Origin of the sequence: Flavihumibacter rivuli (assembly GCF_018595685.2) — a bacterium.
In the GTDB taxonomy this organism is placed as follows: domain Bacteria; phylum Bacteroidota; class Bacteroidia; order Chitinophagales; family Chitinophagaceae; genus Flavihumibacter; species Flavihumibacter rivuli.
The window spans coordinates 703,204-729,734 of the sequence record NZ_CP092334.1 but is presented as its reverse complement, the minus strand read 5'-3'; the positions used below and the strand labels follow the sequence as shown (position 1 = coordinate 729,734).

General features: G+C 49.8%; 26 protein-coding genes and 1 other RNA gene. 13 read left to right on the top strand and 14 right to left on the bottom strand.

The genetic code is table 11. The features are described from left to right. Positions 1 to 29 precede the first annotated feature (29 nt). Both KJS94_RS03240 and KJS94_RS03235 read left to right on the top strand, forming a co-directional pair. On the top strand, positions 30 to 995 hold the full coding sequence (locus KJS94_RS03240; protein ID WP_214449113.1) for an L-threonylcarbamoyladenylate synthase: 966 nt from the start codon (positions 30 to 32) through the stop codon (positions 993 to 995). A gap of 63 nt (positions 996 to 1,058) precedes the next feature. After that, complete coding sequence (locus KJS94_RS03235; RefSeq protein ID WP_214449114.1) at positions 1,059 to 1,496, top strand: hypothetical protein; 438 nt, start codon at positions 1,059 to 1,061, stop codon at positions 1,494 to 1,496. 54 nt (positions 1,497 to 1,550) lie between these two features. Here the strand turns inward: KJS94_RS03235 and fsa are convergent, their stop codons facing one another. The 3 genes from fsa to KJS94_RS03220 all read right to left on the bottom strand — a co-directional run bounded on the left by fsa (position 1,551) and on the right by KJS94_RS03220 (position 3,889). Then, positions 1,551 to 2,204, bottom strand: a complete 654-nt coding sequence (fsa, locus tag KJS94_RS03230; RefSeq protein WP_214449115.1) for a fructose-6-phosphate aldolase — start codon at positions 2,202 to 2,204, stop codon at positions 1,551 to 1,553. Between the two features lie 244 nt (positions 2,205 to 2,448). Then, positions 2,449 to 2,547: signal recognition particle sRNA small type (gene ffs, locus KJS94_RS03225), an RNA gene on the bottom strand. Positions 2,548 to 2,602: 55 nt separating this feature from the next. Beyond that, positions 2,603 to 3,889, bottom strand: coding sequence for a type IX secretion system plug protein (locus KJS94_RS03220; protein WP_214449116.1), 1,287 nt, complete (start codon positions 3,887 to 3,889; stop codon positions 2,603 to 2,605). A 98-nt stretch (positions 3,890 to 3,987) separates the two neighbouring features. Between KJS94_RS03220 and KJS94_RS03215 the strand changes: the two genes are divergently transcribed. Next, complete coding sequence (locus tag KJS94_RS03215) at positions 3,988 to 5,220, top strand: ABC transporter permease (RefSeq protein ID WP_214449117.1); 1,233 nt, start codon at positions 3,988 to 3,990, stop codon at positions 5,218 to 5,220. On the opposite strand, the gene KJS94_RS03210 is transcribed toward KJS94_RS03215, so the two are convergent. Continuing rightward, positions 5,213 to 5,944 (bottom strand): RNA methyltransferase, encoded by a 732-nt coding sequence (locus KJS94_RS03210; RefSeq protein ID WP_214449118.1) that lies wholly within the window; start codon positions 5,942 to 5,944, stop codon positions 5,213 to 5,215. The genes KJS94_RS03215 and KJS94_RS03210 overlap by 8 nt on opposite strands. Before the next feature lie 119 nt (positions 5,945 to 6,063). Between KJS94_RS03210 and KJS94_RS03205 the strand changes: the two genes are divergently transcribed. Beyond that, entirely contained in the window at positions 6,064 to 8,313 is a 2,250-nt protein-coding gene (locus tag KJS94_RS03205) for a BamA/TamA family outer membrane protein (RefSeq protein ID WP_214449119.1), read from the top strand. Here the strand turns inward: KJS94_RS03205 and truB are convergent. From truB to proS, 4 genes are all read right to left on the bottom strand, one after another. Beyond that, positions 8,301 to 8,999, bottom strand: coding sequence for a tRNA pseudouridine(55) synthase TruB (gene truB / locus KJS94_RS03200; protein ID WP_239804273.1), 699 nt, complete (start codon positions 8,997 to 8,999; stop codon positions 8,301 to 8,303). The genes KJS94_RS03205 and truB overlap by 13 nt on opposite strands. 34 nt (positions 9,000 to 9,033) lie before the next feature. Further along, complete coding sequence (locus tag KJS94_RS03195) at positions 9,034 to 10,155, bottom strand: M48 family metallopeptidase (RefSeq protein ID WP_214449120.1); 1,122 nt, start codon at positions 10,153 to 10,155, stop codon at positions 9,034 to 9,036. A 38-nt stretch (positions 10,156 to 10,193) separates the two neighbouring features. After that, complete coding sequence (locus KJS94_RS03190; protein WP_214449121.1) at positions 10,194 to 10,640, bottom strand: hypothetical protein; 447 nt, start codon at positions 10,638 to 10,640, stop codon at positions 10,194 to 10,196. Positions 10,641 to 10,758: 118 nt separating this feature from the next. Then, positions 10,759 to 12,234, bottom strand: a complete 1,476-nt coding sequence (proS, locus tag KJS94_RS03185) for a proline--tRNA ligase (RefSeq protein WP_214449122.1) — start codon at positions 12,232 to 12,234, stop codon at positions 10,759 to 10,761. Between the two features lie 160 nt (positions 12,235 to 12,394). Here proS and KJS94_RS03180 point away from each other — a divergent pair, with 160 nt between their 5' ends. Together KJS94_RS03180 and KJS94_RS03175 are read left to right on the top strand one after the other, a co-directional pair. Beyond that, entirely contained in the window at positions 12,395 to 13,150 is a 756-nt protein-coding gene (locus KJS94_RS03180) for a hypothetical protein (protein WP_214449123.1), read from the top strand. A gap of 101 nt (positions 13,151 to 13,251) precedes the next feature. Continuing rightward, on the top strand, positions 13,252 to 14,802 hold the full coding sequence (locus KJS94_RS03175; protein WP_214449124.1) for an OmpP1/FadL family transporter: 1,551 nt from the start codon (positions 13,252 to 13,254) through the stop codon (positions 14,800 to 14,802). Between the two features lie 140 nt (positions 14,803 to 14,942). On the opposite strand, the gene miaA is transcribed toward KJS94_RS03175, so the two are convergent. The 3 genes from miaA to KJS94_RS03160 all read right to left on the bottom strand — a co-directional run bounded on the left by miaA (position 14,943) and on the right by KJS94_RS03160 (position 18,053). After that, on the bottom strand, positions 14,943 to 15,857 hold the full coding sequence (gene miaA, locus KJS94_RS03170) for a tRNA (adenosine(37)-N6)-dimethylallyltransferase MiaA (protein ID WP_239804272.1): 915 nt from the start codon (positions 15,855 to 15,857) through the stop codon (positions 14,943 to 14,945). 131 nt (positions 15,858 to 15,988) lie between these two features. Then, a complete protein-coding gene (locus tag KJS94_RS03165; protein WP_214449125.1) occupies positions 15,989 to 16,552 on the bottom strand; it encodes an IS1096 element passenger TnpR family protein in 564 nt (187 codons plus the stop codon). Between the two features lie 82 nt (positions 16,553 to 16,634). Continuing rightward, positions 16,635 to 18,053 (bottom strand): CCA tRNA nucleotidyltransferase, encoded by a 1,419-nt coding sequence (locus tag KJS94_RS03160; protein WP_214449126.1) that lies wholly within the window; start codon positions 18,051 to 18,053, stop codon positions 16,635 to 16,637. A gap of 97 nt (positions 18,054 to 18,150) precedes the next feature. Between KJS94_RS03160 and KJS94_RS03155 the strand changes: the two genes are divergently transcribed. Next, on the top strand, positions 18,151 to 18,609 hold the full coding sequence (locus KJS94_RS03155; RefSeq protein ID WP_214449127.1) for a DUF1801 domain-containing protein: 459 nt from the start codon (positions 18,151 to 18,153) through the stop codon (positions 18,607 to 18,609). Here the strand turns inward: KJS94_RS03155 and KJS94_RS03150 are convergent, their stop codons facing one another. The 3 genes from KJS94_RS03150 to KJS94_RS03140 form a co-directional block, all read right to left on the bottom strand. Beyond that, entirely contained in the window at positions 18,610 to 19,608 is a 999-nt protein-coding gene (locus KJS94_RS03150) for a glycosyltransferase family 9 protein (protein WP_214449128.1), read from the bottom strand. Then, on the bottom strand, positions 19,568 to 20,395 hold the full coding sequence (locus KJS94_RS03145) for a glycosyltransferase family 2 protein (RefSeq protein WP_214449129.1): 828 nt from the start codon (positions 20,393 to 20,395) through the stop codon (positions 19,568 to 19,570). The genes KJS94_RS03150 and KJS94_RS03145 overlap by 41 nt, the downstream gene beginning before the upstream one ends. Before the next feature lie 238 nt (positions 20,396 to 20,633). Continuing rightward, entirely contained in the window at positions 20,634 to 21,110 is a 477-nt protein-coding gene (locus KJS94_RS03140; protein ID WP_214449130.1) for a Sua5/YciO/YrdC/YwlC family protein, read from the bottom strand. Positions 21,111 to 21,204: 94 nt separating this feature from the next. On the opposite strand from KJS94_RS03140, the gene sucC reads away from it, so the two are divergent. The 6 genes from sucC to KJS94_RS03110 all read left to right on the top strand — a co-directional run bounded on the left by sucC (position 21,205) and on the right by KJS94_RS03110 (position 26,528). Next, the gene (sucC, locus tag KJS94_RS03135) at positions 21,205 to 22,422 is read left to right on the top strand and encodes an ADP-forming succinate--CoA ligase subunit beta (protein WP_214449131.1); all 1,218 of its coding nucleotides are present in this window, start codon (positions 21,205 to 21,207) and stop codon (positions 22,420 to 22,422) included. Positions 22,423 to 22,521: 99 nt separating this feature from the next. Further along, positions 22,522 to 23,301 carry a glycoside hydrolase family 16 protein gene (locus tag KJS94_RS03130; RefSeq protein ID WP_214449132.1) on the top strand — a complete coding sequence of 260 codons (780 nt, stop codon included), beginning with the start codon at positions 22,522 to 22,524 and terminating at the stop codon, positions 23,299 to 23,301. A 39-nt stretch (positions 23,302 to 23,340) separates the two neighbouring features. Then, on the top strand, positions 23,341 to 24,264 hold the full coding sequence (locus tag KJS94_RS03125) for an NAD-dependent epimerase/dehydratase family protein (protein ID WP_214449133.1): 924 nt from the start codon (positions 23,341 to 23,343) through the stop codon (positions 24,262 to 24,264). 43 nt (positions 24,265 to 24,307) lie between these two features. Beyond that, positions 24,308 to 24,853, top strand: a complete 546-nt coding sequence (locus KJS94_RS03120; protein ID WP_214449134.1) for a DUF1415 domain-containing protein — start codon at positions 24,308 to 24,310, stop codon at positions 24,851 to 24,853. A 115-nt stretch (positions 24,854 to 24,968) separates the two neighbouring features. Beyond that, on the top strand, positions 24,969 to 25,541 hold the full coding sequence (locus KJS94_RS03115) for an RNA polymerase sigma-70 factor (RefSeq protein ID WP_214449135.1): 573 nt from the start codon (positions 24,969 to 24,971) through the stop codon (positions 25,539 to 25,541). Positions 25,542 to 25,547: 6 nt separating this feature from the next. Then, entirely contained in the window at positions 25,548 to 26,528 is a 981-nt protein-coding gene (locus KJS94_RS03110; RefSeq protein WP_214449136.1) for a FecR domain-containing protein, read from the top strand. Positions 26,529 to 26,531 lie beyond the last annotated feature (3 nt).

The following is a 26,531-nucleotide window of genomic DNA, read 5'->3' as shown; positions in this document are numbered from 1 at the left end:
GGGTTCCGGACACTTTGTATCTTTGCCCAATGGCAATGAACATAGGCAAGGATGTAAAGCTGGCGGCACAGAATCTCCGCAAAGGGGAATTGGTAGGCATCCCTACAGAAACAGTATATGGCCTGGCAGGCAATGCCCTGTCGGAAGATGCCGTCCTGAAGATCTATGCCGCCAAGAACAGGCCCCAATTCAATCCGTTGATCCTGCATATTGCCCATATCGACCAGTTGAACAAACTGGGGCTCAGCCTGCCTTTCAAGGCCATGGAACTGGCGGCCCGATTTAGTCCCGGCCCCATCACCTTCCTGGTCCCTAAATCGGAAAAGATACCGGATATCGTTACCGCCGGAACCCCGGCAGTGGCCATCAGGATACCCGACCACCCCTTGACCCTGGAATTGCTGAGGGAGATCGATTTCCCCCTGGCGGCCCCCAGTGCCAATCCTTCCGGATATGTCAGCCCAACCACTGCGCTTCATGTGTTTGAGCAGCTGGGCGACATGGTCAGCTATATCCTGGATGGTGGTGAGTGCAGGGTGGGACTGGAATCCACCATTATTTCCTTCCTGGGCGAAGAGCCGGAACTGCTGCGCTATGGAGGCGCTCCCCTGGAAGCCATTGAAGCAGTGATCGGCCCCGTTAAATTACCGGAGAAAGGTTATAGTGATAACCCAGTGGCGCCAGGCATGCTGGCCAGGCATTATGCAACCGCACATCCCCTATTGCTTGGCAACATGAACAGCTTGTTGGAGCAGCACCAGGGCAAAAGATTGGCGACGATCAGTTTCCGGGAGGAGGCGAAAGGCATACCTGCCACCCACCAGTTCATACTCTCCCCTTCAGGGAGCTTGGAAGAAGCCGCCAAGCGTTTGTTCGCAGCCATGAGGATGGCCGACAGCATGGATATTGACCTGATCATTGCAGAACGATTCCCGGAGCAGGGACTGGGCAAGGCCATCAACGACAGGCTGAACCGGGCCTCAACACCGGCATAATTATTGCAAGAAGTTATTAAACCCATCAGCACCTCTCCTGTCCAAACCATACAAAGAGCCATAGTGAAGACAAGAAGAACATACCCCTTATCGCTGGTCCTGACCCTGGTAATACTGGCTGGCCCAACCAGCAACAAAGTCATTGGCCAGCAGGTCGACAGCATAGCCTTTCACCTCTATACCGACAGTTTAAAGAAAGGAACCCATAACTATATCAATGTGGATGGCCGGAAGCCCGATGGCAGTTGGCTCCCCCTTACAGCAAGGGAGTTGAGATTCAGCGCTACAGCCGGGGTATTTGAAGGAAATAGCCTGGTGCTGGAAAAGGACTTTACCGGGGAATTCGTGGATATAACCGTGTCGCTTATCCGAAATACCTCCCTGACAAAGACGACCAGGATCTATATCAAGAAGGTCCCTGACCCGGATAACCTCCCCAAACCGGAGGATATCCTGCCCCAGCAGCAACATTCCAGGAAGAAGAAAAAGAAACAGCAATAAAACAAAAGCGCCGGATCAGTGGACCCGGCGCTTTTTATTGGGATGACCAGTTCATTACATGGTCTTCTTGGCGTCTTCGAGGAACTTGGCCAGCCCGATATCGGTCAGCGGGTGCTTCAGGAGGCCAAGGATGGAATCCAATGGACAGGTACAAACATCCGCGCCCAGTTCTGCACACTTGATGATATGGTTGGGGTTACGGATGGAGGCAGCCAGGATCTCGGTCTTGAATCCCTGGATACCATAGATGGTAGAGATCTGGCCGATCAGTTCGGTACCTTCCCAGCCACTGTCGTCTATACGGCCAATAAAAGGGGAAACATAGGTGGCTCCCGCCTTTGCGGCAAGAATGGCCTGTCCGGCTGAGAATACCAGGGTACAATTGGTCTTGATACCATTATCGGTAAACCACTTGATGGCCTTGATACCATCCTTGATCATGGGAACCTTTACCACGATATTGGGATGGATGGCAGCTAATCTCTGGCCTTCTTCCACGATGCCCTTGAAACCTGTTGAGATCACTTCTGCACTGATATCACCATCCACGATCTCGCAAATGGTCTTATAGTGATTGATGATATTTTCTTCCCCTTTGATGCCTTCCTTGGCCATCAGGGATGGGTTGGTCGTTACGCCATCAAGAATACCGAGTTCATTAGCTTCCTGGATCTGTGCCAGGTTGGCGGTATCAATAAAGAATTTCATGTTAGACTTTTTGGTTAAGTGCAAACGAAGATAAAGAAACCGAAGAATATGGGAAGGTGGAGATGTGATCCGCCTGCGCTAAAGCTTCGGCGGACAATGTGTGGATACCCCCTACGCTTCGCAACGAGGGCAGGGTGTGGAAATGTGATTATTCCTTAAACTATTGTGGAGGAAGTATTAATCTATGATGTACCGGACTATACTGTGCAGGATGTAGCAAAAAAGCTCAGTGGGGGGAAATAAAAAAAGGCAGGCTACTTGCATCGCACCGCTACGACCGTCTACCCTTGCTGCCTTCCGACCCTGGGGGATTTAACAGGAGCTGGTCGTGCAAGACCTGCCGGCGCAAAGATAGGCCACGGGACTTTCCTAAACAAAAGATTTTCAAAATACTGTTGTTAAAAGTTATAGCCTTTCCTTCCGGTAAGGGAGTTCACCCTTCCCAGTCCGATCAACTCATCTGTCCTTCCACCCAATGGCCGATAATACACCAGCACCAGGTAATTATTTTCTGTTTCCCAAAAATTCCCTTCCGTCCTGTCACCGATAAAGATCTTCCTTCCCCCACTTTCTTCCATCAGTGCATAACCATAATCATAATAACCCTGCTTCAGCCAGATAGCCGTTTCATATACTCCCTTCTCCTTATTGAAGACCATCTTCGCCTCAGGATTCTTTCCATAATTGGTCATCTCCCCAAAAAGGTAAAGGTCCTTCTTGAAGGGAATACCGGCAGGTGGCTTGTAGGTAAAATAAACAGTGGCATAATCACCCTGCCAGTAAGGGTTCAACCGGTCGATGGTCTCATTATAGAACATGCCATTCATGTCGCGGAAGAACACGAAACGCTGCGCCGAGCGATCCTGGTCAGTCTTGACAAAAACCCTTGTACTCTTATCATTGTACACGGCGCTGTCCACCCTGTCGCTTTGCAACCTGAAACTCCTGAGGTCAAGCCAACGCCATTCCCTTCCACCCGGGAAAACAGCCTGGTCCTCCGGGTTGAATTCGAAAGTATTCTGCCTGATAAAGGTGGGGCGCAATCCGGTCCTGGCATTGTCCCAGCGATGATTCTGCAATATGGTCACACTCAATTGCTGCTGGGCATTGGCCATATTCAGGTTATTGCGAACCGCTACGGTGAAGACCACTTTCTGGTGGGTGGTGAACACCTGGTTATTGAATGGTTGTTGGATCTGGAGTGCAATGGAGGATTTTTCTTCCACTACCAGCACCCTGCGGGTGAAGGCCAGTTGGGAAGGGTCCCCATTCAGGAATACCTTCAGTAAATAATTACCCGACCGTGAAGGCATGCAATTACGATCGGGCAGGTTCTGGGTATAGTGAGTATAACGCTGAAGGGCAACCGAAGAACTGCGGTAAGTGGTCAGCCTTTGCTGGGAATACCCCTTTATAAAATCCATGCTGCTGAGCATGGCGGGTGTCCAGTCGGCATTGCACAATTGCCAGGTGTAGGAATAACTTTTCACATCTGCTTCCATATCATCAAAATGGAGTTCCAGCCTGTCATCTGTGCCCAACCGGATGATCGGGTAGCCGAGGGCATTACCAATGGGGTGAAGTTTCACCGTCTGGATATTGGACAGGTAGGTCATATCCGGCTCCTGGGCATAGGAACTTAGGGCGGCAAGTACCAGGCAACAAATAGTGAAAACAGATCGCATATAAACTATTCTACTACAAGTGTACAAATTGCAGCCCGCTTTTAAAATTCTTTTGCTGGGCATTGTGTCTTTATATTTGAAGGCTAAAACCATGCCGTTTGAACATTGCCGGATTCATAGCGCGAAGGGTAGCCTTTAACCAGCAGCGGTCTTTTTCCCGATTCATTATCCGACTGGCCATTGCAGCCACCATCATCAGTGTGGCCGCCATGATCGTGGCACTTGCTTTCACCAACGGTTTCCAGTATGCGATCAGCCAGAAGATCTTCAGCTTTTGGGGCCATATCCGCATACAGCATTATGAACCCAACAGGGCCATCATAGCGGAGGAAATGCCCATTGAAAAGAATGACACGGTTTACCGGCTCAACCGGGAGATTCCCGGTATTGCTTCCATCCATGCCTATGCCACCAAGAATGCCATCCTGAAAACAACAGAAACCATTGAGGGCGTGCTCTTCAAGGGTGTGGAAAAGGATTATGATTTCAAGCGGCTGGCCCCTTTCCTGAAAGAAGGGCGATGGATGAAATTTGCGGATAGTGGTTACAGTAATGAAATTGTATTGTCGGCCTATACGGCCAGCCAGCTGCAGTTAAAGGTAAATGACCCCATCCTGATCTATTTCATCCAGAATGACGGATCGGCACCAAGGGCCAGGAAACTTACTGTTTCCGGGATCTACAAGACAGGCATTGAAGAATATGATAAACTGGTGGCACTGGGTGACCTGGGGCTGATCCAGCGACTGAACAACTGGCCGCCCAATCAGATCGGCGGTTACGAAGTTTACATAAATGATTACCGCCAGATCGACACCCTCAACGAAGCCATATTCAACAGGTTGCCGGAAATGTGGAACGCAAGGGCCATCAGTGATATCTATCCCAATATTTTTGATTGGCTGGCGCTTCAGGACAGGACCATCTTAATTGTGCTGGTGATCATGATCATCGTGGCCGTTCTCAACCTGATCACCTGCCTAATCATCCTGGTATTGGAGAGGACCAGGATGGTGGGCATCCTCAAGGCAATGGGTGCACCCAATGCAACGGTGCAGAAGATATTCCTGTACAACGGGGCGGTGATCACTTTCACGGGCATCATCTTTGGGAATATCCTTGCCATTGGCCTGATCTTCCTGCAGCAGAAATTTGGTTTCATCACCCTCCCCGAGGACATGTATTATATAGCCAAGGCAGAAGTAAGGCTGGTTCCCTGGCAGGTACTGGCCGTTGACCTGGGAACCTTCCTGATCTGCATCGGCATCCTTTTCATCCCCACCTTTATCATCAGGAAGATCCAACCGGTTAAGGCCATCCAGTTCAAGTAATCAGGTGGGAAAGGATGATCCCTGTTGCCACCGCTGCATTCAATGATTCCGCTTCCCCCTGCCTGGGAATGGTGATGAAATGGGAAAGCTTTTGCATCAGCTCCGGGCGGATGCCTTTTGATTCGTTACCGATCACCAGCACCCCGGGACGGGAGGCCTTTACTTCCTTTATCGGTTGCCCATCGAGGGTAGCAGCATAGAATACCCGGTGGGCATGGTCCACCACATATTGCACCAGGTCGGTATAGTCCACTTCCACCCTTCCAATGCTGGCCATGGAGCTCTGGACAACCTTTGGATTATAGGCATCAGCAGAATCGGGGCTGCAAACTACTTGTTGGATGCCAAACCAATCGGCGATCCTGATAATGGTCCCGAGGTTACCCGGATCCTGGATGCCATCGAGCATGATCTGCCAGCCACCGGGATGTGGATGAATTACCGGTTTGTTAAAAATCGCCACTACCTGGTTAGGCGTGGTTAGGAAAGAAAGTCGCTGCAACTCCTCCTCGTTTACCTCTACAGCCCAGGGCTGCTGGCGCCAGGATGTGGGCTGGGATTCCCACCAGTCAAGGGTTCCATACACTTCCCTTGGCTTCACCTGGTCCAATTGCATGAGCTCCCGGACGATCTTGGGACCTTCTGCAATAAAGACACCATCCTCATCCCTTTGTTTTTTATGGCTCAAACTTTGAATATATTTGACCTGATTTTTCGTAACCATTACCTTCTATTTTCGTTCACCAATTTATGCCAACAGCCAGTAATCTTTTTCTCCGCCGAAACTTTTTGTTGCGGATCCTACCCTGGCTGTTCATATTAGTAGCTTCATCCTGCAAGGTGGTGAAAAATTATTCCCCGGCTAAACCTTTTGTTTACAATGCTACGGTAAAACTTACCACCCCACTAAAATCTACAGAGAGAGCAGACCTCCAGTCCAAATTGCAAAATCAATTGGACGATAGCCTGGTGGTCAAATGGGTAGCCAAAGGCCTTGGCAAGGAGATCCTGAAGAATCCCGTAACCTTCGATACTGTTTATGCGGTCAAATCAGTGGAATACCTGCATGACCTGCTGAAAGCCCAGGGCTTCATGAAAGGAACCGTAAGCTGGGACAGTTCGCTCAGCATCCACAAGGACTCCAGGCATGGCAACCAGCAAAGGGTAACGGTAAAGTTCGATGTAAATTCAGGGAACCCCCTGATGGTAGATACCGTTGGGTATGCCTTGAGGGATTCCACCCTTCAGTCACTGGCTTTAGGGAACGAAAAAGACAAACGCATCAGTAAGGGCGATATCTATTCCAAGGAAAAAGTGGCCATGGAACTGGACCGGCTGCTTACCCTATACCGGAACAACGGCTTCCTGAGGATATCCAAGGAAGACCTCTATGCCGAAGTGGACACTATCGTTTCTGCCCTGATAGACCCTAGCATTGACCCTTTTGAACAACTTGAGTTATTGAAGGAAGTGCAGCAACGCAGGGAAAACCCGAAGATAGATGTCATGTTCCTGCAAAGGGGGGATAAGAACCCATTGCACCTCCAGCAATACAGGATCCGGAAAGTAATGATCTACCCTGACCAGACCCTGGCCATCGATACAACAGGTAGTATCCCGGACACCACGATTGTGAATGGCATCCAGGTGATCTCCTACAAACCCGTGTTCAAGCCCCTCTTCCTGACCAATTACAATTACCTGAAACCAGGAGACCTCTACCGCCAAAAGGAGGTCTTTCGCACCAATAATGTCATGAACCAATTAGGGGCATGGCAACAGGTGAGCGTGGAGTTGTTCCCGGTGGACAGTGTTTCGGGGGTGGATATAGCTATCAGGATGTATCCGGCTAAAAAACAGAACCTGAGTGTTGACCTGGAAGCGAGCCTTAATGCCAGTGATGTGGTGAATACCAGTAGCCTGTTTGGTATAGGCCTGAACTTTGGATTACGCAACAGGAATGTGGCCAAACAATCGATCCAGTCGACCACCAATATGCGCTTTGGTATTGAACTGGGCACCAACACCCAGCTCATCCAAACCATCCAGATCAGTGCCGGACAAAGCTTTGTCTTCCCGAAATTCATTACCCCATTCCGGATCAGGAACGAGCGGGAGCTCATTAGCTCCAAAACAACGGTGAATGTGAATGGCTCCTATACCGATCGAAGGGATTTTTATGCCGTCCAGTCCCTTAATGGCTCCATTGGTTATGAATGGGTGAACAAAAAGAACAGGGCATGGCAATATGTTCCCCTGAACGTTGAGTTTACCAGGGTTTTTCCTACTGATAGCCTGCTCAAATTGTATGATAGCATCCCCAACCTTATCTATTCTGTCAACGACGGTTTGATCATCAGCCAGAGATTAAGTGTCTTCAATCGCTGGGTGAAAGGCAACAGGGTTCTTTCATTAAGGTTACAAGCAGAAGAAAGCGGTGCCATTTTTGGCAATATCAGGCAATGGGATGAACAAGGCAACCTGTTCCGATTCATCAAGGCAGATGCCGATATCCGATACTATATCAACAGGAAGAAAAGCGCATGGGCGTTCCGTTTCTTTATAGGGGGTGGTCTTCCTTATGGAAAGCAGATCGACTCAACAGGAAAAGTGATCAATGAAACCAACCTTCCTTTCTTCAAAGCCTATTTTGCCGGGGGACCAAATAGTATGCGGGCCTGGCGGGTAAGGCAGTTGGGTCCGGGTTCTTCCAAGATCTTTGCGGACAACCAGACCGACAGGTTCGCGGATATCCAACTGGAAACCAATATTGAATACCGGTTTGACCTGGGAAGTGTATTTGGGATCCGCCTGAAGAGTGCATTGTTCACGGATATTGGAAACATCTGGTACCGCAACAACCAGGGAAACAAGGAACTTGATGGGGCCGTATTCAGCTTCAAGAATCTCTACAAGGATATCGCCATTGCAGGCGGCACCAGCTTGCGCCTGGACTTCTCCTATTTCCTCATCAGGTTTGACTGGGCCTATAAATTGAAGGACCCGTTTTTTTCTGAATACAATAATGGATGGTTTTATGGATTGGAACTGTTCAAAGGACAATTCCAGCTGGGTATCAACTATCCTTTCTGAGGAATCACTCCCCTGATATAGGTCTCTGCTGCTTCCATGGTCATAGCATCCTTAACGGAAAACTCCCCTATCCTCGTTCGCCTTAAACTGCTGAGGTAAGCGCCACAGCCCAATGCAGCCCCAAAATCGTTGGCCAGGCTTCGTATATAGGTGCCCGTTGAACAGACTACCCTGAAATGCACAAGAGGTAATTCAATTGAGGTGATCTCAAAAGCACTGATCGTTACAGGCCTTGGTTCCAATTGTACATCCTTCCCTTTCCGGGCCAGTTCATACACCCGCTTGCCATTGATCTTAATGGCAGAATGGATCGGTGGAACCTGCATGATATCGCCGGTGAACTGATATGTGGTGGAAAGAATGGCTGCAGGATCAAATTCGGAAAGGTCATTGATGGGTACCGGCTCACTCTCGAGGTCATAAGTTGGCGTAACCGCACCCAGGGTGAAACTTCCTGTGTACTCTTTCTCACGGGCCATGTATTCATTGATACGTTTGGTGAACTTACCGGTACAAACAATGAGTAAGCCGGAAGCCAGGGGATCCAAGGTTCCGGCATGGCCAACCTTTTTGATCCTGACCATATTCCTGATCTTTCTCACCACATCAAAAGAGGTCCAGTCCAGCGGCTTGTCGATCAACAAAACTTTTCCTTCCGCAAATGGATTATCCTGTGCTAATTCCACTATCTGATTTTTTGCGAAGGTAGTAAGTTAGGCCCTACCAGTTGTCTGAATCCGTTTCAGGACCATGGTTTTGTTGGGCTTTTTCTTCTTCCACCAGCGACTTCAACAACTCCCAGTCCCTTGCCAGTCCAGGCGGGACGGACATGGCCCCGCTATGTTGCTTCAGGAATTGAATGGCATGTTTTTTCCTGTCTTCCGTAAGGGGATGGGTACTCAAAAAGCCGGGCAATGAAAGGTCCTTTTCAGCTTCTTTCAGGCGATCCATCAGCAAGACCATTCCCCTGGGATCAATATTATTCTGCAACATCCTCTGCATGCCATACTCATCCGCTTCCTCTTCCAGGGAGCGGGAATAGGAAAGGTTACGCAGGGCATTGGCATTGGAAGCAATGGTACCACTAAGCGATCCAAGATCACCGAAGACAAGGCCAAGCATGATGCCGCCGGTCATTTCACGCAATATATTCCGCAGGCTGTGGCGCTCATTCACATGGGATGCTTCATGCCCCAATAAGGCAACCAGTTCTTCCGGTCGTTCCATCTTCCTTAAGATACCACTATAGACCACAATGTATCCGCCGGGAACAGCATAGGCATTCACTTCATCGGCGTCCACCACGGTAAAGTTCAACTTGTAGGTTTCGCTCAGTTTGAGTTTCCTGGCGAAATCGGTCAGGGCCGCTGTGGCCATTTGATCCACTTTGGCTTCCCGCATCATGTTGCTGTGGATCATCTCACCCAACTCAGCCTCTTTGGAAACAGAAATAAAATTCATGGCCAAACCTGACAGCCCTGAAACCACTAGAAAGTAGAAACCGGTGATCCCAACCAGGAACAGCAGGATGATGGCGGGCAGTTTCAGTCTTTGCTTCCATGGGGAGCGGGAACCGGACTTGCCGGTAAGTTTCATCAACTCCGGCACAGAAAGGTGTTGCATCGGAACGTCAAGAAAATGGGAGCCGCCTTTCAACAGGGAGAAACGCCAATACCCTTCCACTGCTTCTTTGTTTTCAATATCCTTATAAGGATAGGCAGCGATGAAATTATTGCTGTCTGCTTCGTACAAGTGAACGGCATTATGGAAAAGCAGCATCCTTGCCCTGATGGGTTCGCTGCCGGCATTAAGGTAATAAAGGACAATAGTTTGGTCTTCCATTCAAACAGGTGTTACAATTCAAATGTCAAATTTTCTTATCAATGCACTCCCCATTGCATAAAAAAGGCAGCGCTGGTTATGACAAGTATGGCAATATACAAGACGAACATGGTTAGCAAAAGGATGCCAAACAACCTAAAGAAAGCATGCAGGTTGGCGAGGGAAGTTTCCAGGGTCAAAGGGTCATTGCCTTCCAGAGCGGCATTAGCCCTGGACCCAAACAGGTGCAGTTTCCTGCTGCTATAGAAGACCAGCACCACCATGATGATGGTTGGCACAAGACCAATGGTCGATTCAACCGTTGCATCCCTGATAGCAGGGATCTTCCTTTGGAATTGCACCAGGATCAATACCTGCAGCAAGGCTAAGAAGCCTCCAAGGAAATATCCTGCCCTGGCGATCATGCGTGCCCAATAGGCAGCGAGCTCCAGTTGATCCTTTGCGGACTGGCTGAGTCCAAGCTCTACCTGGTGATCTTTTGACATATCCATTGAATTATGGTCCAATATACTTCTGCCGGATGGCAATCACAATACTACTAAGGTGCCAGTTAATAAAAATGCGCACCGGAAGGGTGCGCATTATGAGTATCATCTTGAGGGATCAATAAGCCCTGGCGAATAGTACCCTTTGCTTACTGGGTTTACCGGTAAGGATACAATGGCCATCCTCCTGTTCATTGTCCAGGGGGATACAACGAATGGTAGCCTTGGTCTTTTCCTTGATCTCTTCTTCTGTTTCCGCTGTTCCATCCCAATGGGCTGCCAGGAAACCGCCCTTTTCATCGAGCAAGCGGACAAAATCATCCCAATTGTCCACCTTGGTGATGTGCTGGTCGCGGAAGATCCTGGCGCGCTCGAACATATGCAGCTGGATCTCATCCAACAGGGTTTTAATATAGAAGGCCAGTCCATCCATCGACACACTCATCTTCTCCTTAGTATCCCTGCGGGCCACTTCCACCACATTATTCTCGATATCACGAGCACCGATCGCAATTCGAACAGGCACTCCCTTCATTTCATACTCAGCAAATTTCCAACCCGGCCTTGCATTATCATTATCATCGAACTTCACGGAAATACCCAATTCTTTCAGGGATTTCATAATGGGCTTAACCTTTTCTGCTATCACCCCTCTCTGCTCGTCGCCCTTAAAAATGGGCACGATCACTACCTGGAGCGGTGCGATCTTAGGAGGCAATACGAGCCCCTGGTCGTCGCTATGCGCCATAACCAGTGCACCGATCAGACGGGTACTCACGCCCCAACTGGTCGCCCATACAAATTCCTGCTTGTTGTCCTTGTTCAGGAATTTCACGTCAAATGCCTTGGCAAAGTTCTGGCCAAGGAAATGTGAAGTACCGGCCTGCAGGGCCTTGCCGTCCTGCATCATAGCTTCGATACAATAGGTGTCTTCTGCCCCTGCGAACCGCTCACTGGGCGTTTTCACCCCCTTGATCACCGGAACGGCCATATAGTTCTCTACGAAGTCGGCATAAACATCTAGCATTTTCCTTGTTTCCACGATCGCTTCCTCGGCTGTTGCATGTGCGGTATGGCCTTCCTGCCATAGGAACTCGGCCGTACGCAGGAAAAGGCGGGTACGCATCTCCCAACGCACCACATTGGCCCACTGGTTCACCAGGATGGGCAGGTCGCGGTAGGACTGGATCCAGTCCTTATAGGTATTCCAGATGATCGTTTCGGAAGTGGGACGGACAATGAGTTCTTCCTCCAGCTTGGCTTCAGGATCCACTACCACCCCACCACCGTTCGGGTCATTCTTCAGGCGGTAATGGGTAACCACCGCACATTCCTTGGCAAAGCCTTCCACGTGGGCGGCCTCCCTGGAAAGGAAACTTTTGGGGATAAACAGCGGGAAATAGGCATTCACGTGACCGGTCTCCTTGAACATGCGGTCCAGCTGGTCACGCATGTTCTCCCAAAGGGTAAAACCGTAAGGCTTGATCACCATACACCCGCGAACGGCAGAATAATCCGCCAAACCACCCTTCAATACCAGGTCATTATACCACTGGGAATAATCTTCCTGCCTGCTGGTTATCTCTTTGCTCATAAATTGATCTATTTAATCCGGTTTTAATACCGGTAAACAATTGATAAATAGTTGGTTTTAACAAACTGCTTGCAACAATCGGCTCCAAAAGCCTGTCTAATTGTTGTACTTTTATTTCAAGAACGCAAAAGTAATTTTTTAAACCATTAATCGCAGAGCCATGAACGCCAAAATTTTAGGTCTTATTACCGGTGTGGTGATGCTTAGCAGTTGTTCTTCCGTTTACAAATCAGGACAGACCCCTGATGATGTGTATTATTCTCCCAACCGGCAGGCCGCGGCAGCCAGTGAGGAATATGTGGAAACCAATCCAAGGCGGGATGCCTATTATGACGAGGGCAACTATAGGGATGACAGGTACCTGAGGATGCAGATCAGCAGGGGAAGAATGGGCTATTATGGATATGACGATTTTGCCATGATGGATCCCTGGATGTACAATAACTGGCGATGGAACAGCTGGATGGTATGGAACAGTCCCTGGAACAGCCCCTGGAACAGCATGTTCTACTGGAATTCTTTCTATAATCCCTATTGCAGACCGGTCGTTGTATTTCCCGGCAAGTTCCCTACCGGTAACTGGAACAGTTATACCACCAGCAGGCCTTCATCCGCCTTTGGCATGTCCAGCTACCTGAAAACAAACAGCAGCAATAAAAACTATAACCCCAAGTCCATGGGTTATTACGGCGGCTCCTACAATAACAGCAATAGCAATAACAGTGGTTCAAGAAGGGCATCATCCTTCTTCAACAATAACAATTCCAACTATAACAACAATAGCGGAAGCTATGACCGCCCCAGCAGGAGCTATTCACCCAGCTCTTCCGGAGGCAGCAGTTCACCCAGCCGCAGCAGTGGCAGCAGCGGTGGCGGCGGAAGCAGGCCGGTACGTAACGGTGGTGGCGGCGAATAATATTAATGGACGGTTCATTTAACGGAGGAAACAACCACGCTGGTCTCATGCATTTGTTTCCTCCTTTTTTATACGAACACAGACAACTAAAGTGCATGCACATGCGAAAAACAATTCTGCTGGCTACTACAGCATTGTTAGCTTATAATGGTTATGCGCAGGTACCCGAAGACGCCCTCAGGCTGTCCTGGAACACTTCCGGCGGAACGGCCAGGAACCAGGCCGTGGGCGGGGTTGGCGGCTCACTGGGCGGCGATCTTTCCGCCAATTATATCAACCCTGCCGGTCTCGGCTTTTTTAAAACAAGCGAGTTTGTATTGACCACCGGGTTCAACTTCATCAACAACAAAAGCGATTACAGGGGAACCGGCAACAATTCGAAGGACAACAATTTCTTCCTGGGAACCAGTGGATTTGTATTTGGGTTCAGCAATGCTTACAAACCCGGAAAGAGTTCGGCATTCAGTATCGCGATCAACCGCACCGCCGATTTCAACAACAATATCTACTATAGCGGGCAGAACAATTTCAGCTCCTTTACGGAACAATATGCTGCCGAGATCGCTGCCAGCGGTGTCGATATTGGCGATGCCCCGGGAAGCAACCGGCTCTCCTTCCCTGCAAGGATGGCTTCCTACACCTACCTGGTAGACACCCTTACTGTCGGCAACGGCATTGAAGTAGTGGGAACACCCATGCGCTATGCCTTTGAAAGGGATACGGCCTTCCTCCTTAACCAGGAGAACAGCATCGTTTCCTCCGGTGGAATCAATGAGATCGCCATCAGCCTCGCCTCCAATAACAAGGACCGCTTCTTCTTTGGTGGTAGTTTAGGCATCCCTATCGTTAACTATTCCCGGACCATTACCTATACTGAGACAGACGCATCCAACAATCCCCGCAATTATTTCAACAGTGCCTCCCTGCGTGAGGAATACAGCACCAAGGGGGTGGGTGTGAACCTGAAACTGGGTATGATCTTCCGTCCTGTTGACTATATCAGGATCGGGGCAGCCATTCATACCCCTTCCATTTATGCACTCCGGGACAATTATTTCGCTGAATTAAGGACCAATACGGAGAACTACAACCAGGTGAGCAATATCAATACGGATAACCTGCCCAATGGCGGCGCGCCCCAGTATGAATATGACCTCACTTCCCCCTGGAAATTCATGGTCAGCGGTTCCTATGTATTCCGGGAAGTGGCAGATACCCGTCAGCAAAAGGGTTTCCTTTCAGCCGACCTGGAATATGTTACCTACTCCTCTAACCGTTATCGCACTTCTGAAGACCTGAATGGATCCTCACAGGAATATTATGATGCAGTGAATAATGTGATCAGGGAGGTCTATAAAGGAGCCCTTAACTTCAGGCTGGGTGGCGAATTGAAATTCAACACCATCATGGCCAGGGCAGGTTTCTCCTACTATGGCAACCCCTATGCAGATAGCGAACTGAATGGCAAGCGCATGTATATGAGTGGTGGCCTGGGCTACAGAGACAAAGGCTTCTTCATTGACCTGACCTATGCACATCGCTTAACCGATGACGTTAGTTTCCCTTACCGGCTTCCTGATAAGGCCAATACTTTCTCTGAGATCAGGGGCAGTGGTGGCAATGTTGTGCTGACAGCAGGTATCAAGTTCTAAATCATTCCGTTCATTCCCGGGTTGGCTTCAGCACGGGAATGAACGGACCCTATATCCCGGATCCTCTTCCAATAGTATCTATCAGTGATCTCTCAGGGACTTTCAACAACTGGATTTTATTCTTCCCGGCCATAACCAGGTTAAAGCCCGACAGCGGCAGGTAACCAATTACCGATACCTTCTGAATCATCCGGGGAGAACCAGGTCACCTGTTCATCACGGCGAAACCAGGTCAATTGGCGTTTGGCGTAATGCCGTGTATTCCGTTTGATCAGCGTGATGGCTTCCTCCAGCGAATGCTTTCCATCAAAATGATCGAATAATTCAGTGTAGCCGACTGTTTGCAGCGCATTGAGGTGGCGATAAGGATAGAGTGTACGGGCTTCTTCCAATAAACCTACTTCCATCATCAGGTCAACCCTCCGGTTAATACGCTCATACAACACCTCACGGGGAAGGTCGAGCCCTAACTTGACCACCCTGAAAGGCCTTTGCTTTACCTGTTTTACCTGGAAACTTCGGATAGACCTGCCCGTTGACCGTACCACTTCCAATGCCCGCATCAGGCGTTGGGGATTCAGGACCTCGCCGGTGGCATAGAACAGGGGGTCCTCCAGCCTAATGGCTTCTTGCAACCAGGCCAATCCTTTGGCTTCGTATTCGTCAATGATGGATTCGCGGATACCCGGTTCAATTTGCGGCAACTCATCCAATCCTTCATAGAAGGCCCTGATGTATAAACCTGTACCACCCACCATCACTGCCAAAGGGTACTGTTCCTGCAAATGGGAAACCACCGACAGCGCATACTCCTCAAACAAGGCAGCATTCATCTCCTCGTGAATGGAATGGGAGTTGATGAAATGATGGCGAACCTCAGCCAGCTCTTCGGACGAAGGCTTAGCCACGGCTATAGTGGTCTCCAGAAAGCATTGACGGGAATCTGCTGAAATGATCTCCGTTCCATACTTTTTGGCCAATGTAATGGCCAGTGCAGTTTTACCCACTGCAGTCGGCCCCATTATGATCAGTGTGGTAAACATCCGGGACTTCATTGGTTCAGGCTGCTATTAAAAAGGGTGTAACCACAGGCCTGCTTTCAAAAGGAAACTATTTGCCCTGGCGACAGGATTTGTCCAGGACAACCGAAATAAACTTACCCTTCCTTCAAAAGGTAATGATGCATTTAAAATTCATCCCCCTCCTCTGAGCCAAACAACTCTTCGGTATCATCGCTGGCGTCCTCTTCCCCTTCTTCACCGAATCCTTCAGCCCCGGACTGGAGATCATACTTCTCTTCCATTTCAGCGAGCTTATCATTCACCAACCCTTTGGTACCATATTGGGAAGGGGGTATTCCCTCTGTCCTAACGACAGCGGGATAATCAATACGGGGATTCTCCTCCTTCGATACATTGATGAGCTCTACCAGGAAGGTCCAGTTCTTAACAAAATCGTACACATACACAAACTTCTGGTTAGGATCAAAGATCTCGGTCCCTATCAGCGTATCTGCCATCAGCAGGGGTTCAACTTTATAGGACTTATTGTATTTCTCCAGGGTGATCTCCTTGCCGCGCTGCCAGTTATCATTGCTGCGGTAAAAAGTAGCCGCATGCTTGCTGTCGAATTCAAAGGCACGAAGGATGGCATGGTGCAGGTCGAGAAAACTCTGCTTGTGCCTGATGGCCACATCACGGTAAACACTATCATCTTCTTCAAAATATACCCTGAACTTCAAAATTGCCATAGCGTAAATTAGTTGGTTCTAAAATCTGCTGATCCAGCCTATCTGCAAAACAAACTCACCTGAGCCGAAAATACAATTTCTTTTACTCCGCAGGCTGAAGATTGAATTCTGCGGCCTTTTTCACCATAAGTTGGTAGGCTGCTTCATAATTGTTCTCAATATCACCATCCAGGATAGCATCCTTGATGGCATTCTTGATCTCCCCTACCAGTTTGCAAGGGGGCAGGTTGAATACCTGCATGATCATTTCACCGGTGATGGGAGGCTGCCAATTCCTGATCCTGTCCTTTTCCTCCACTTCCTGCAGCCGCTTGCGGACCAGTTCAAAATTCTCTAGGTAACGCTTCACCTTCATCCTGTTCTTGGAGGTGATATCGGCTTCACAAAGGGTCATGAGGTCCTCAATATCTTCCCCGGCATCAAACAGCAATCTTCGGATAGCAGAGTCCGTTATATTCTCCTTGGTCAGGCTGATAGGCCGCAAATGCAATTCCACCAGTTTCTTTACGTAACGCAAAGGCTCTCCCTGCGATAATTTGAATTTGGAGAAGATCCTGGGCACCATCCTTCCCCCAACCACTTCGTGGCCATGGAAGGTCCAGCCATGACCCTGTTCAAACTTCTTGGTAGCTGGCTTGCCGATATCGTGCAGCAGGGCAGCCCAGCGCAGCCAGAGGTTCTGGGTATTGGGACAGATATTGTCAATGACCTGCAGGGTGTGGTAAAAATTATCCTTATGTCCCCGGCCATCGATATATTCTGCACCGGCCAGGTCAACCATTTGCGGGAAAATGATATGCATCAGCCCGGTCTGGTACAGGAGGTCGAAGCCTACCGAGGGCTTGCGGCTCATGAGGATCTTATTGAACTCATCCGTTATGCGCTCCTGGGAGATGATCCTGATGCGCTCCACATTATTCCTGATCCCGCTAAGTGTTGTTTCTTCAATGGAGAAACCCAGCTGTGCGGCAAAGCGGATGGCCCTGAGCATGCGCAGAGGGTCATCACTGAAGGTCTGTGCAGGGTCCAACGGGGTCCTGATGATCTTATTGGCCATATCCTGCAGCCCGTTGAAGGGGTCCAGCAGGCGACCATAGTCTTCCTTATTCAGGCTTACGGCCAGGGCATTGATCGTAAAATCGCGGCGCAGCTGGTCATCCTCAAGGGTGCCCGGTTGCACCTCAGGGTTGCGGCTATGGTAGCGGTAACTTTCCTTCCTGGCACCTACGAATTCCACTTCGAAAGCGTCGATCTTGATGCTGGCGGTACCAAAATTCTTGTAAAAAGCCACATGCGGCCTGGGCTGGAACCTGTCCGCCACCTTATGGGCCAGTGCAATTCCATCACCAACACAAACAATATCGGCATCCTTGGTATTCCTGCCCAGCAATTTATCCCGCACGAAGCCCCCGATCAGGTAGCAAGGCAGATTCAATTCCCCTGCGGCGTTTGCGATCTTCTTGAACAGGAATAGCTCCTTATCTGTACACTGGATTTCCATGAAGGGGCAAAGATAAGAAGGCGGTCTTTGGAAAGGAAAGCGGATTTTACCATCCGCTCAAATACCCGGATATTTGAACACATTAAACAAAACCCATATGGCCAGCTCCAGCGCAAGTTCCCCAGAACAATATCTCAGGGAACTTGACCCCGAAAGAAAGGAAGCCATGGAAAAACTGCGTAAAGCCATTCTCAAGCACCTACCCAAAGGCTTTAGCGAGGAAATGAATTATGGGATGATCGGGTATGTGGTCCCCCATTCCCTCTATCCGCCCGGCTATCACTGCCAACCGAGCCAGCCCCTTCCTTTCATGGGCATCGCAGCCCAGAAGAACCATTATGCCCTATACCATATGGGCATCTACAGCGACCCGGCATTGAAGGATTGGTTTATTGCTGCCTACGAAAAATTCGGGAAGGCAAAACTGGATATGGGCAAGAGTTGTATCCGCTTCAAGAAAGCAGAACATATCCCCTTCGAACTGATCGGTGAGCTGGCCGGTAAAATGACCCCTAAGCAGTGGATCGCATTATATGAATCAGCCTTAAAGAAATGATCATTGGGGCAAGAGACCCAGCAGTTGCTCTTCCTTAATAGTATAGGCACAGTTAAAATGTCCTTTTGGACAGGCCGCATGACCATGCAATCCACAGGGTCTGCAATCAAGCTGTTCCCTGGTTTCAATAATGGCGGCACCATCAGACAAGGGGCCAAAGCCAAAAGCCGGAATGGTACTGCAATAGATGGCAGCAGTAGGCGCATTCACCGAAGAGGCAAAATGCATGGGGGCAGAATCATTGACATAGTTCATCAGGGCATCCTTCATCAGGGCGGCAGATTGCAGCATGCCCAGTTCCCCGCATAGCGACACCACGGCAGGATGTTTTGTTCCCCCAATGATCTCCTTGGCCAGTTCCTTATCGCCGGGAGCCCCCAGGATATATACTTTAATACCAGCCGGAACCCTGTCCAGGAAAGCGATCCATTTGGCAGCGGGGTATTGCTTGGTGAACCATACCGAAGCCGGCGCAATGCAAATAAAGGGCTGGGCCTTAAAGCCCGCCACTTTCGCAAAATCTTCAGTTGTTGGATAGAGCCTGGGAAGGTATACCTCATCATCTGTAAAATGCCTGATAAGGTCATTACACCTTTCCACCTCATGCTTGGGATGTTCGGCCGTACTGATGATATGGGGAACCCTGGTCGTGAAGAACCTGCTCCAGGGATTCTTATCATAGCCGATGGTTTCTTTAGCCCCTGAAAAAGCCGTCAGCATACCGGTGGCGGCAAAGCGTTGTACATTGATCACCTTATCATAGCGGGCGGTCCTGATCCTGGCGAGGAGCCGGAAGAGATTGGCCATCTTGCCTTGCTGTTTATCCCAAACGATCAACTCGTGCAGGTAGGGATGGCCTTTGAACAAGCCTTCATTTCCCTTCCTTACCAGGTAATCTATCTGTGCATCGGGGAAGCGGGTATGCAATTTTTCGAGGATACCCGTGGCCAGTACAGCATCACCTATAAACGCGGTTTGGATGACCAGAATCTTGAGCATAATGCCGCAAATATGAGGAAATTCCTGTTTCCCGGGCGCCTTCCTGGAGTTCTTTCAGGCGATGGTATTTGAGGAATGCGTAATAGGAGTTCAGGGTAGCCGTAGTAAAACCAACCCTTCCATCCAGGAAACCCAGGCGGAAAAAATAATTGAGGATAAACCTTGATGCAGGGTATAGGTAGAGTTTGAAGAAACTGGCCTTCTTGCCATCCCTCAGGTAGCGGTGGGCCATCAGTTCGCCATAACGGTTCATTTTCTCGGCATATTCCCTCGTATCGCGCAGGGGATAATGGCGAACAAAACCATTGAGTGTCCTGGTACCACCATTCACCGGAACCACTACCTTTTCATGGACTTCCGCATCATCCCATCGGGCATAGCGTCGATTGAAAAACTTGACCTTCCTTTCATTCCGCCACTCCCCGAACCTGATCTCCTTCCCCCCTGCATAATTCTTTACCCTTACTTTATATACGATGGAAGGATCTGTAAAATCATTTTGCAACAGGCATTGCTTCAACCCTTCATCAATAGATTCATCCGCATCCAGGAAAAGGACCCAATCGTAGCGTGCCAGTTGTAATGCCTTGTTCTTGCTCTTGCCAAAACCGTCCCAGCCAATGGAAAAAGCCCTGGCGCCCATGGCCCTGGCGATCTCCATGGTATTGTCTGTACTTCCCGTGTCTGCCACGACCACATCATTGGTCAGTCCTTGAAGGCTTCGAATGGTATCGCCCAGAATATGGGCTTCATTCCTGGCAATAAACACCACAGAGATCTCTTTCATACGAGAAGATAAGGTTTTCGATTTCGAGCCGGCAAAGTCACAATTTTATTCCAATCGAAGAAATTTTGCATGGCCAATTTGTTCAATCGTGGATAACCACCTCAGTAAGCATGACAATTAGCAACTATATCTACTTAGGTTAGTGATCGACCACAATATTTTTATCAAACCCGTGACAGGCAAACCACGGGAAGGGTTGCAGGGGCTTGTGTTTTTCCAACAAAATCAGTGAAAATGATCATATCAAGCGGAACCTATCGGCCAGTGCATTCGTGTGGTCGGCAGCCCGGTAAAGGATAGTGCCCCAATGCGGGCCATTGCCTTCCGGTAAAACGGCCAGGGGCTTCCTGAAGCGCTTGACCAGGTGACGGCAAAAATCATCGGCAATGAGGGCGATGCAGGCAGTTCCTTCAGGTCCGGTCAGCGCATCGGCAAGGCCTATAATGCCCTCAAAACGGATGGCTGTAGGCAGTTCAAAACTTTCAAAGCGGTCAAACACATCCAGATCAAGGGCACTGACATATTGGAGGAGGTCCCTTTCATCCGCCAGCAAGACCACCGGCATTTCCCCTTGGCTGCCTTCGCGCAAGGCATTCACCGCATCATCGAGGGTAGCATCCGCGGCCACCATCCGGCCGCTAACGGTAGGGATACCAATGAGCCCGCCAGTTCTCAGGGCATCGAGACAATTTTCAAGGTCCTGACTAAAATCCATACCCAAAATTACGATCGCTGTTTACAACTCCTTATTGTAGAAAGTTTTATTTCCCTCCTTCATTTTCTATTATCTTCGCTGCAAATTTTGCTATATGAATTTGCACGAATACCAAGCAAAGGAATTATTGAAAAAATACAATGTCCCGGTGCAGGAAGGCATAGCCTGCAGTACCCCCGGTGAAGCGGAAGAGGCTTACAAACAGATCAAGACCCAGTTCGGAAGCAGTTTCGCAGTGGTAAAGGCCCAGATCCATGCAGGTGGCCGTGGTAAGGGTAAGATCCGTGGTACCGAGCAGCGCGGTGTTGCTGTGGGAAAGAATGCAGAAGCTGTAAAGGAAATAGCCCAGAACATCCTTGGTGGTACGCTGGTGACCATCCAGACCGGTGAGGCGGGAAAAGTGGTGAACAAGGTACTCGTTGCGCAGGATGTATATTATGAAGGACCTAATCCCGTAAAGGAATTCTACCTCTCTATCCTCCTGGACCGTGCCAAGGGCATGAACGTGATCATGTACAGCACCGAAGGTGGTATGGATATCGAAGAGGTTGCCCACCATACCCCCGATAAGATCTTCAAGGAGTGGGTACACCCGGCCGGTGGACTGCAAGGTTTCCAGGCCCGCAAGATCGCTTTCAACCTCGGCCTGAGTGGTGAAGCCTTCAAGAGCTGTGTGAAGTTCGTGACCAATCTTTATAATGCCTATGTTGGCCTCGACTGCAGCATGCTCGAGATCAACCCTTTGTTCAAGACCTCTGATGAGAAGATCATCGCGGTTGACTGTAAGATGAACCTCGACGACAACGCCCTCACCCGTCATCCAGACCTGGCTGCCATGCGCGACATCACTGAAGAAGACCCCACAGAAGTGGAAGCCGGCAAGTTCAACCTGAACTTTGTTAAGCTCGACGGTAACGTGGGTTGCATGGTAAATGGCGCCGGCCTTGCCATGGCGACCATGGACATGATCAAACTGAGCGGCGGTGAGCCCGCCAACTTCCTGGATGTAGGTGGTACAGCCAACGCCCAGACTGTTGAGGCAGGTTTCCGCATCATCCTGAAGGACCCCAAGGTAAAAGCTATCCTGATCAATATCTTCGGTGGCATCGTACGTTGCGACAGGGTTGCACAGGGTGTTATCGATGCCTATAAGAGCATGGGCAATATCGAAGTGCCCATCATCGTGCGCCTGCAGGGTACCAACGCTGAGGAAGCCAAGAAACTGATCGATGAGAGCGGCCTGAAAGTACAGAGCGCCATCCTGCTGAGCGAAGCAGCGGAACTGGTGAACAAAGCTGTAACAGCCGCCTGATCCATCACTCCTACTATTTGAAAAGTCCCGGTCCATGACCGGGATTTTTCATTCCGGCACCTCCTAGAATACCGGGACAGAATCATTAACTTAGATAGCATGAGAACATGCTACCTGCTCCTCGCCGGGATCATTCTTTCCACTTCTTCATTTGCCCAAAGCCCACCAGAAAGGAAACTGGTATGGTCAGACGAATTCAATTACCAGGGTCTCCCCGACAGTTCCAAATGGGGCTATGATGTGGGCGGCCATGGCTGGGGGAACAATGAGCAGCAATTCTACACAAGGGCAGACCCATCCAATGTTGCAGTGAAGGAGGGCAGCCTGCACATTACAGCCCGCAAAAAAGCGGATGGCGGTTATACTTCTGCGAGGATGGTCAGTAAAAACAAGGGAGACTGGACCTATGGCCGCATCGAAGTAAGGGCCAAGTTACCGGCAGGCCGGGGCATCTGGCCAGCCATCTGGATGCTGCCTACCGACTGGGCCTATGGCGGCTGGCCGGAAAGCGGCGAGATCGATATCATGGAGTTCGTGGGTTATATGCCCGACTCCGTCTTCTTCAGCATCCATACCCAATCCTACAACCATTCCATAGGCACCCAGAAAACCAGGGGCATCTACCTGAAAGACACCGATAAAGACTTTCATGTGTATGCGATCGATTGGTCAAAAGAAAGGATCATCTTCCTGTTGGACAACAGGGAAGTCTTTCGTTTCAGCAAAGAAGCGGGCGACCATAAGGTCTGGCCTTTCGACAAACGCTTCCACCTGCTGCTGAACATTGCTGTTGGCGGCAATTGGGGTGGTCAGAAAGGTATTGACGATAGCATCTTCCCCCAGGCCATGCAAATAGATTATGTAAGGGTCTATCAATAAAAAGTTCAAGCCCATTCCAAAAATTTCAACCCCAACCACATGCAAACCATATTAGGCAGCACCGGTCCCATCGGCACAGTACTGGCCAGGGAGCTCAATGCATTTACGACATCCATCCGCCTGGTCAGCAGGGAACCAAAACCGGTTAATGGACAGGAAGAACTGGTCCCTGCCAACCTCCTCAATGCGGAAGAAGCCATCAGGGCCGTAGAAGGCTCCAGCATCACCTATCTCTGTGTGGGCCTGGCCTACAACCATAAAGTGTGGCAGGAAAGCTGGCCCTTATTGATACGCAATGTTTTGCACGCCTGCGAGGTGACCGGATCCAAACTGGTCTTCTTCGATAATGTATATGCCATCGGTGGGGATAATGTACAACACATCACGGAATCATCCCCTTACAGCCCCTCCAGCAGGAAGGGCCAAGTCAGGCAACAACTCGATGAGCTGATCATGGAGCAGGTGGAAAGGGGGAAACTAACGGGGATCATTGCACGAAGTGCAGATTTCTATGGTCCGGGTGGACAGAATAGTTTTATGACCGAGATGGTCTACAAAAGTTTGAAGAAGGGCAAGAAAGCCCAATGGTTCTGCAGGACGGACAAGGTGCATTCCTTCACTTATGTACCGGATGCAGCAAAGGGAATGGCGATGCTGGGCAACCATGGGGAATGCTTCAACCAGGTCTGGAACCTGCCTACCCACCCGGCCAGGCTGACCGGCCAGCAATGGATCGAGCTATTCGCGAGTGCCATGGGCCGGCCGGCCAAAAGCCAGGCCATACCGGTATGGATGCTCAGGATACTGGGGCTCTTCATCCCCATCCTGAAAGAAATGCCGGAGATGTGTTACCAGTACGACCGCGACTATTTCTTTGACAGCGCCAAATTCAACCGCCATTTCCAGTTCTCCCCCACCACGCCTGAAGAAGGGGTTAAAGCAACAGTTGCCTCGCTGGGATAATAATCACTTCACACCACTTGGAAGAAGGCCTTAACTTGCAGCCATGACAGCAGCAGCAACAGCTATTGAGCAAACGAAGAACTGGATCAGGGAAGTAGTAGTGGGTTGTAATTTTTGTCCCTTTGCGAACAGGGAGGTCAAACGCAATTCCATTCACTACCAGGTGGAGGAAAGTACAGAACTGGAACGCTGCCTGCAAAGCTTCCTCGACGAATGCAAGCGGCTGGATGATGATGCCGCCGTTGAGACCAGCCTGCTGATCTTCCCCAATGCCTTTAAGGATTTCGAGGAATACCTTGACCTGGTGGATATGGCCGAACAGCTATTGGAAGAAGAAGGCTATGAAGGCACCTACCAGGTGGCCAGTTTCCACCCGGATTACCGCTTTGCGGGCTCGCCTGAGGAGGACGCCGCCAATTTCACCAACCGTTCCATCTACCCCATGCTGCATTTATTGCGGGAAGAAAGCATCGAGGAGGCCCTTGACCATTATGCCGGTGACCCGGACGAGATCCCGGCCAGGAATATCCAATTCGCCAGGGAGAAGGGCCTGGCCTATATGAAGCTCCTGCGCGACAGCTGCCTGTAGTCCTGAAGAAATATTTTTACAGGCTATAGGGGTAAAGCATTTGCCGCTTGTCGAACTGTAAAAGGCAGAGTTGAACGAAGCAGCTATTTTTGGGACCGGCTACCAAACCCTTGGCATGACCTTTCCTGTTAAAGAAACCCTTATTCTACCAACCGACCATGGCCAGTTGGGCTTTGAGCAGGTCTTCAAGACCTATTTCAAACCCCTCCATGCCTACGCTTTTACCATTGTGAAAGACGAGGTGGCCGCAGAGGAAATGGTCCAGAATGTATTCCTGAAGCTTTGGGAGAAAAGAAACACCCTGGACATCCACCGTTCAGGCACCGCCTACCTGTACCGTTCCGTTTACCACGAATGCCTTAATTACCTGCAACACCTGAAGGTGAGGGCAGCCCATGCCAGCTATGAAGCGGCCAGGCAACAGGATGTGGACGGGAACGCCCAACAACGGGTTGAGCTGACCGAATTGCAGGGGCATATAGACCGGGCCCTGAACGAACTGCCCGAACAATGCCGGACCATATTCCAGATGAGCCGGTTCGAGGAATTGAAATACCATGAAATAGCTGATAAACTGGGGCTCTCCATCAAGACAGTGGAAAACCAGATGGGCAAGGCCCTCAAACTGATGCGCCAAAAGCTGGCCGACTACTTACCGCTTATCCTTTTAACCTTACTAAACCTTTAACAGCAAGTGAACGACAAGCAACACCATCTGATCGATGACCTGCTGGTAAAAAACCTGGTAGGGGAAGCCAATGAAAAAGAGCGGTCTGAACTGGAGCAATGGCTGGCTGCCCACCCGGACAACCAGGCCTATTTCAACCATATGAAGCTCATATGGGAACAAAGCCGTTCTTTGGCAGGCAACAGCAGCATTGATGAAAATGCCGCCTGGGAAAGGTTCCTGGAAAGGGCCAAAAACCAACCCCAACAAGGGAAACTGGCCAATATCCGATCTACCCCCTTTCTCCGGATCGCTGCCATGGTGGTGGTATTGTTAGGGGTCCTCGGCCTCGGCGCATTATTGTTCAATTACCTTGGCCAACCCGAAGAGCTATTGGTAGCAAGCAAGGACAAACCCGTGCAGCAAGGACTACCGGATGGTTCCACCGTATACCTGAACAAGGGCGCTTCCATCAGGTACCCGGAAGCTTTCAGGGGCAAGAAAAGAAAGGTTGAGCTAAAAGGTGAAGGGTTTTTCAATATCAAATCAGACAAGTCAAAACCTTTTATCGTAGCAGTGAACGAACTTGAAGTAAAGGTGGTAGGCACTTCCTTTAATATCAGGGAAATGAAAGGCCAGACCGAGGTGATCGTAGAAACCGGGATCGTGGAAGTAAGCAGAGGTAATGAGCGTTATCGCCTGGTAGCAGGTGAAAAACTCCTTGTCCAGCAAGACGGGGTTGGCCAAAAGAAAGAAAAAGTGGACAACCAATTGTACAACTATTATCGCACCAAGACATTTGTTTGCGACAATACACCCCTTTGGAAACTGGTAGCTACGCTCAATGAAGCCTATGAAGTGAACATTGAGGTGGCCAGTCCGGCCAAAGCCTCACTCCCACTCACCACTACCTTCAGGGATGAATCACTCGACCAGGTACTGGAAGTGATCGCCCAAACCCTTGACCTCAAGATCGAGAAAGCCAATAATAAGATCATCCTAAAATAGACC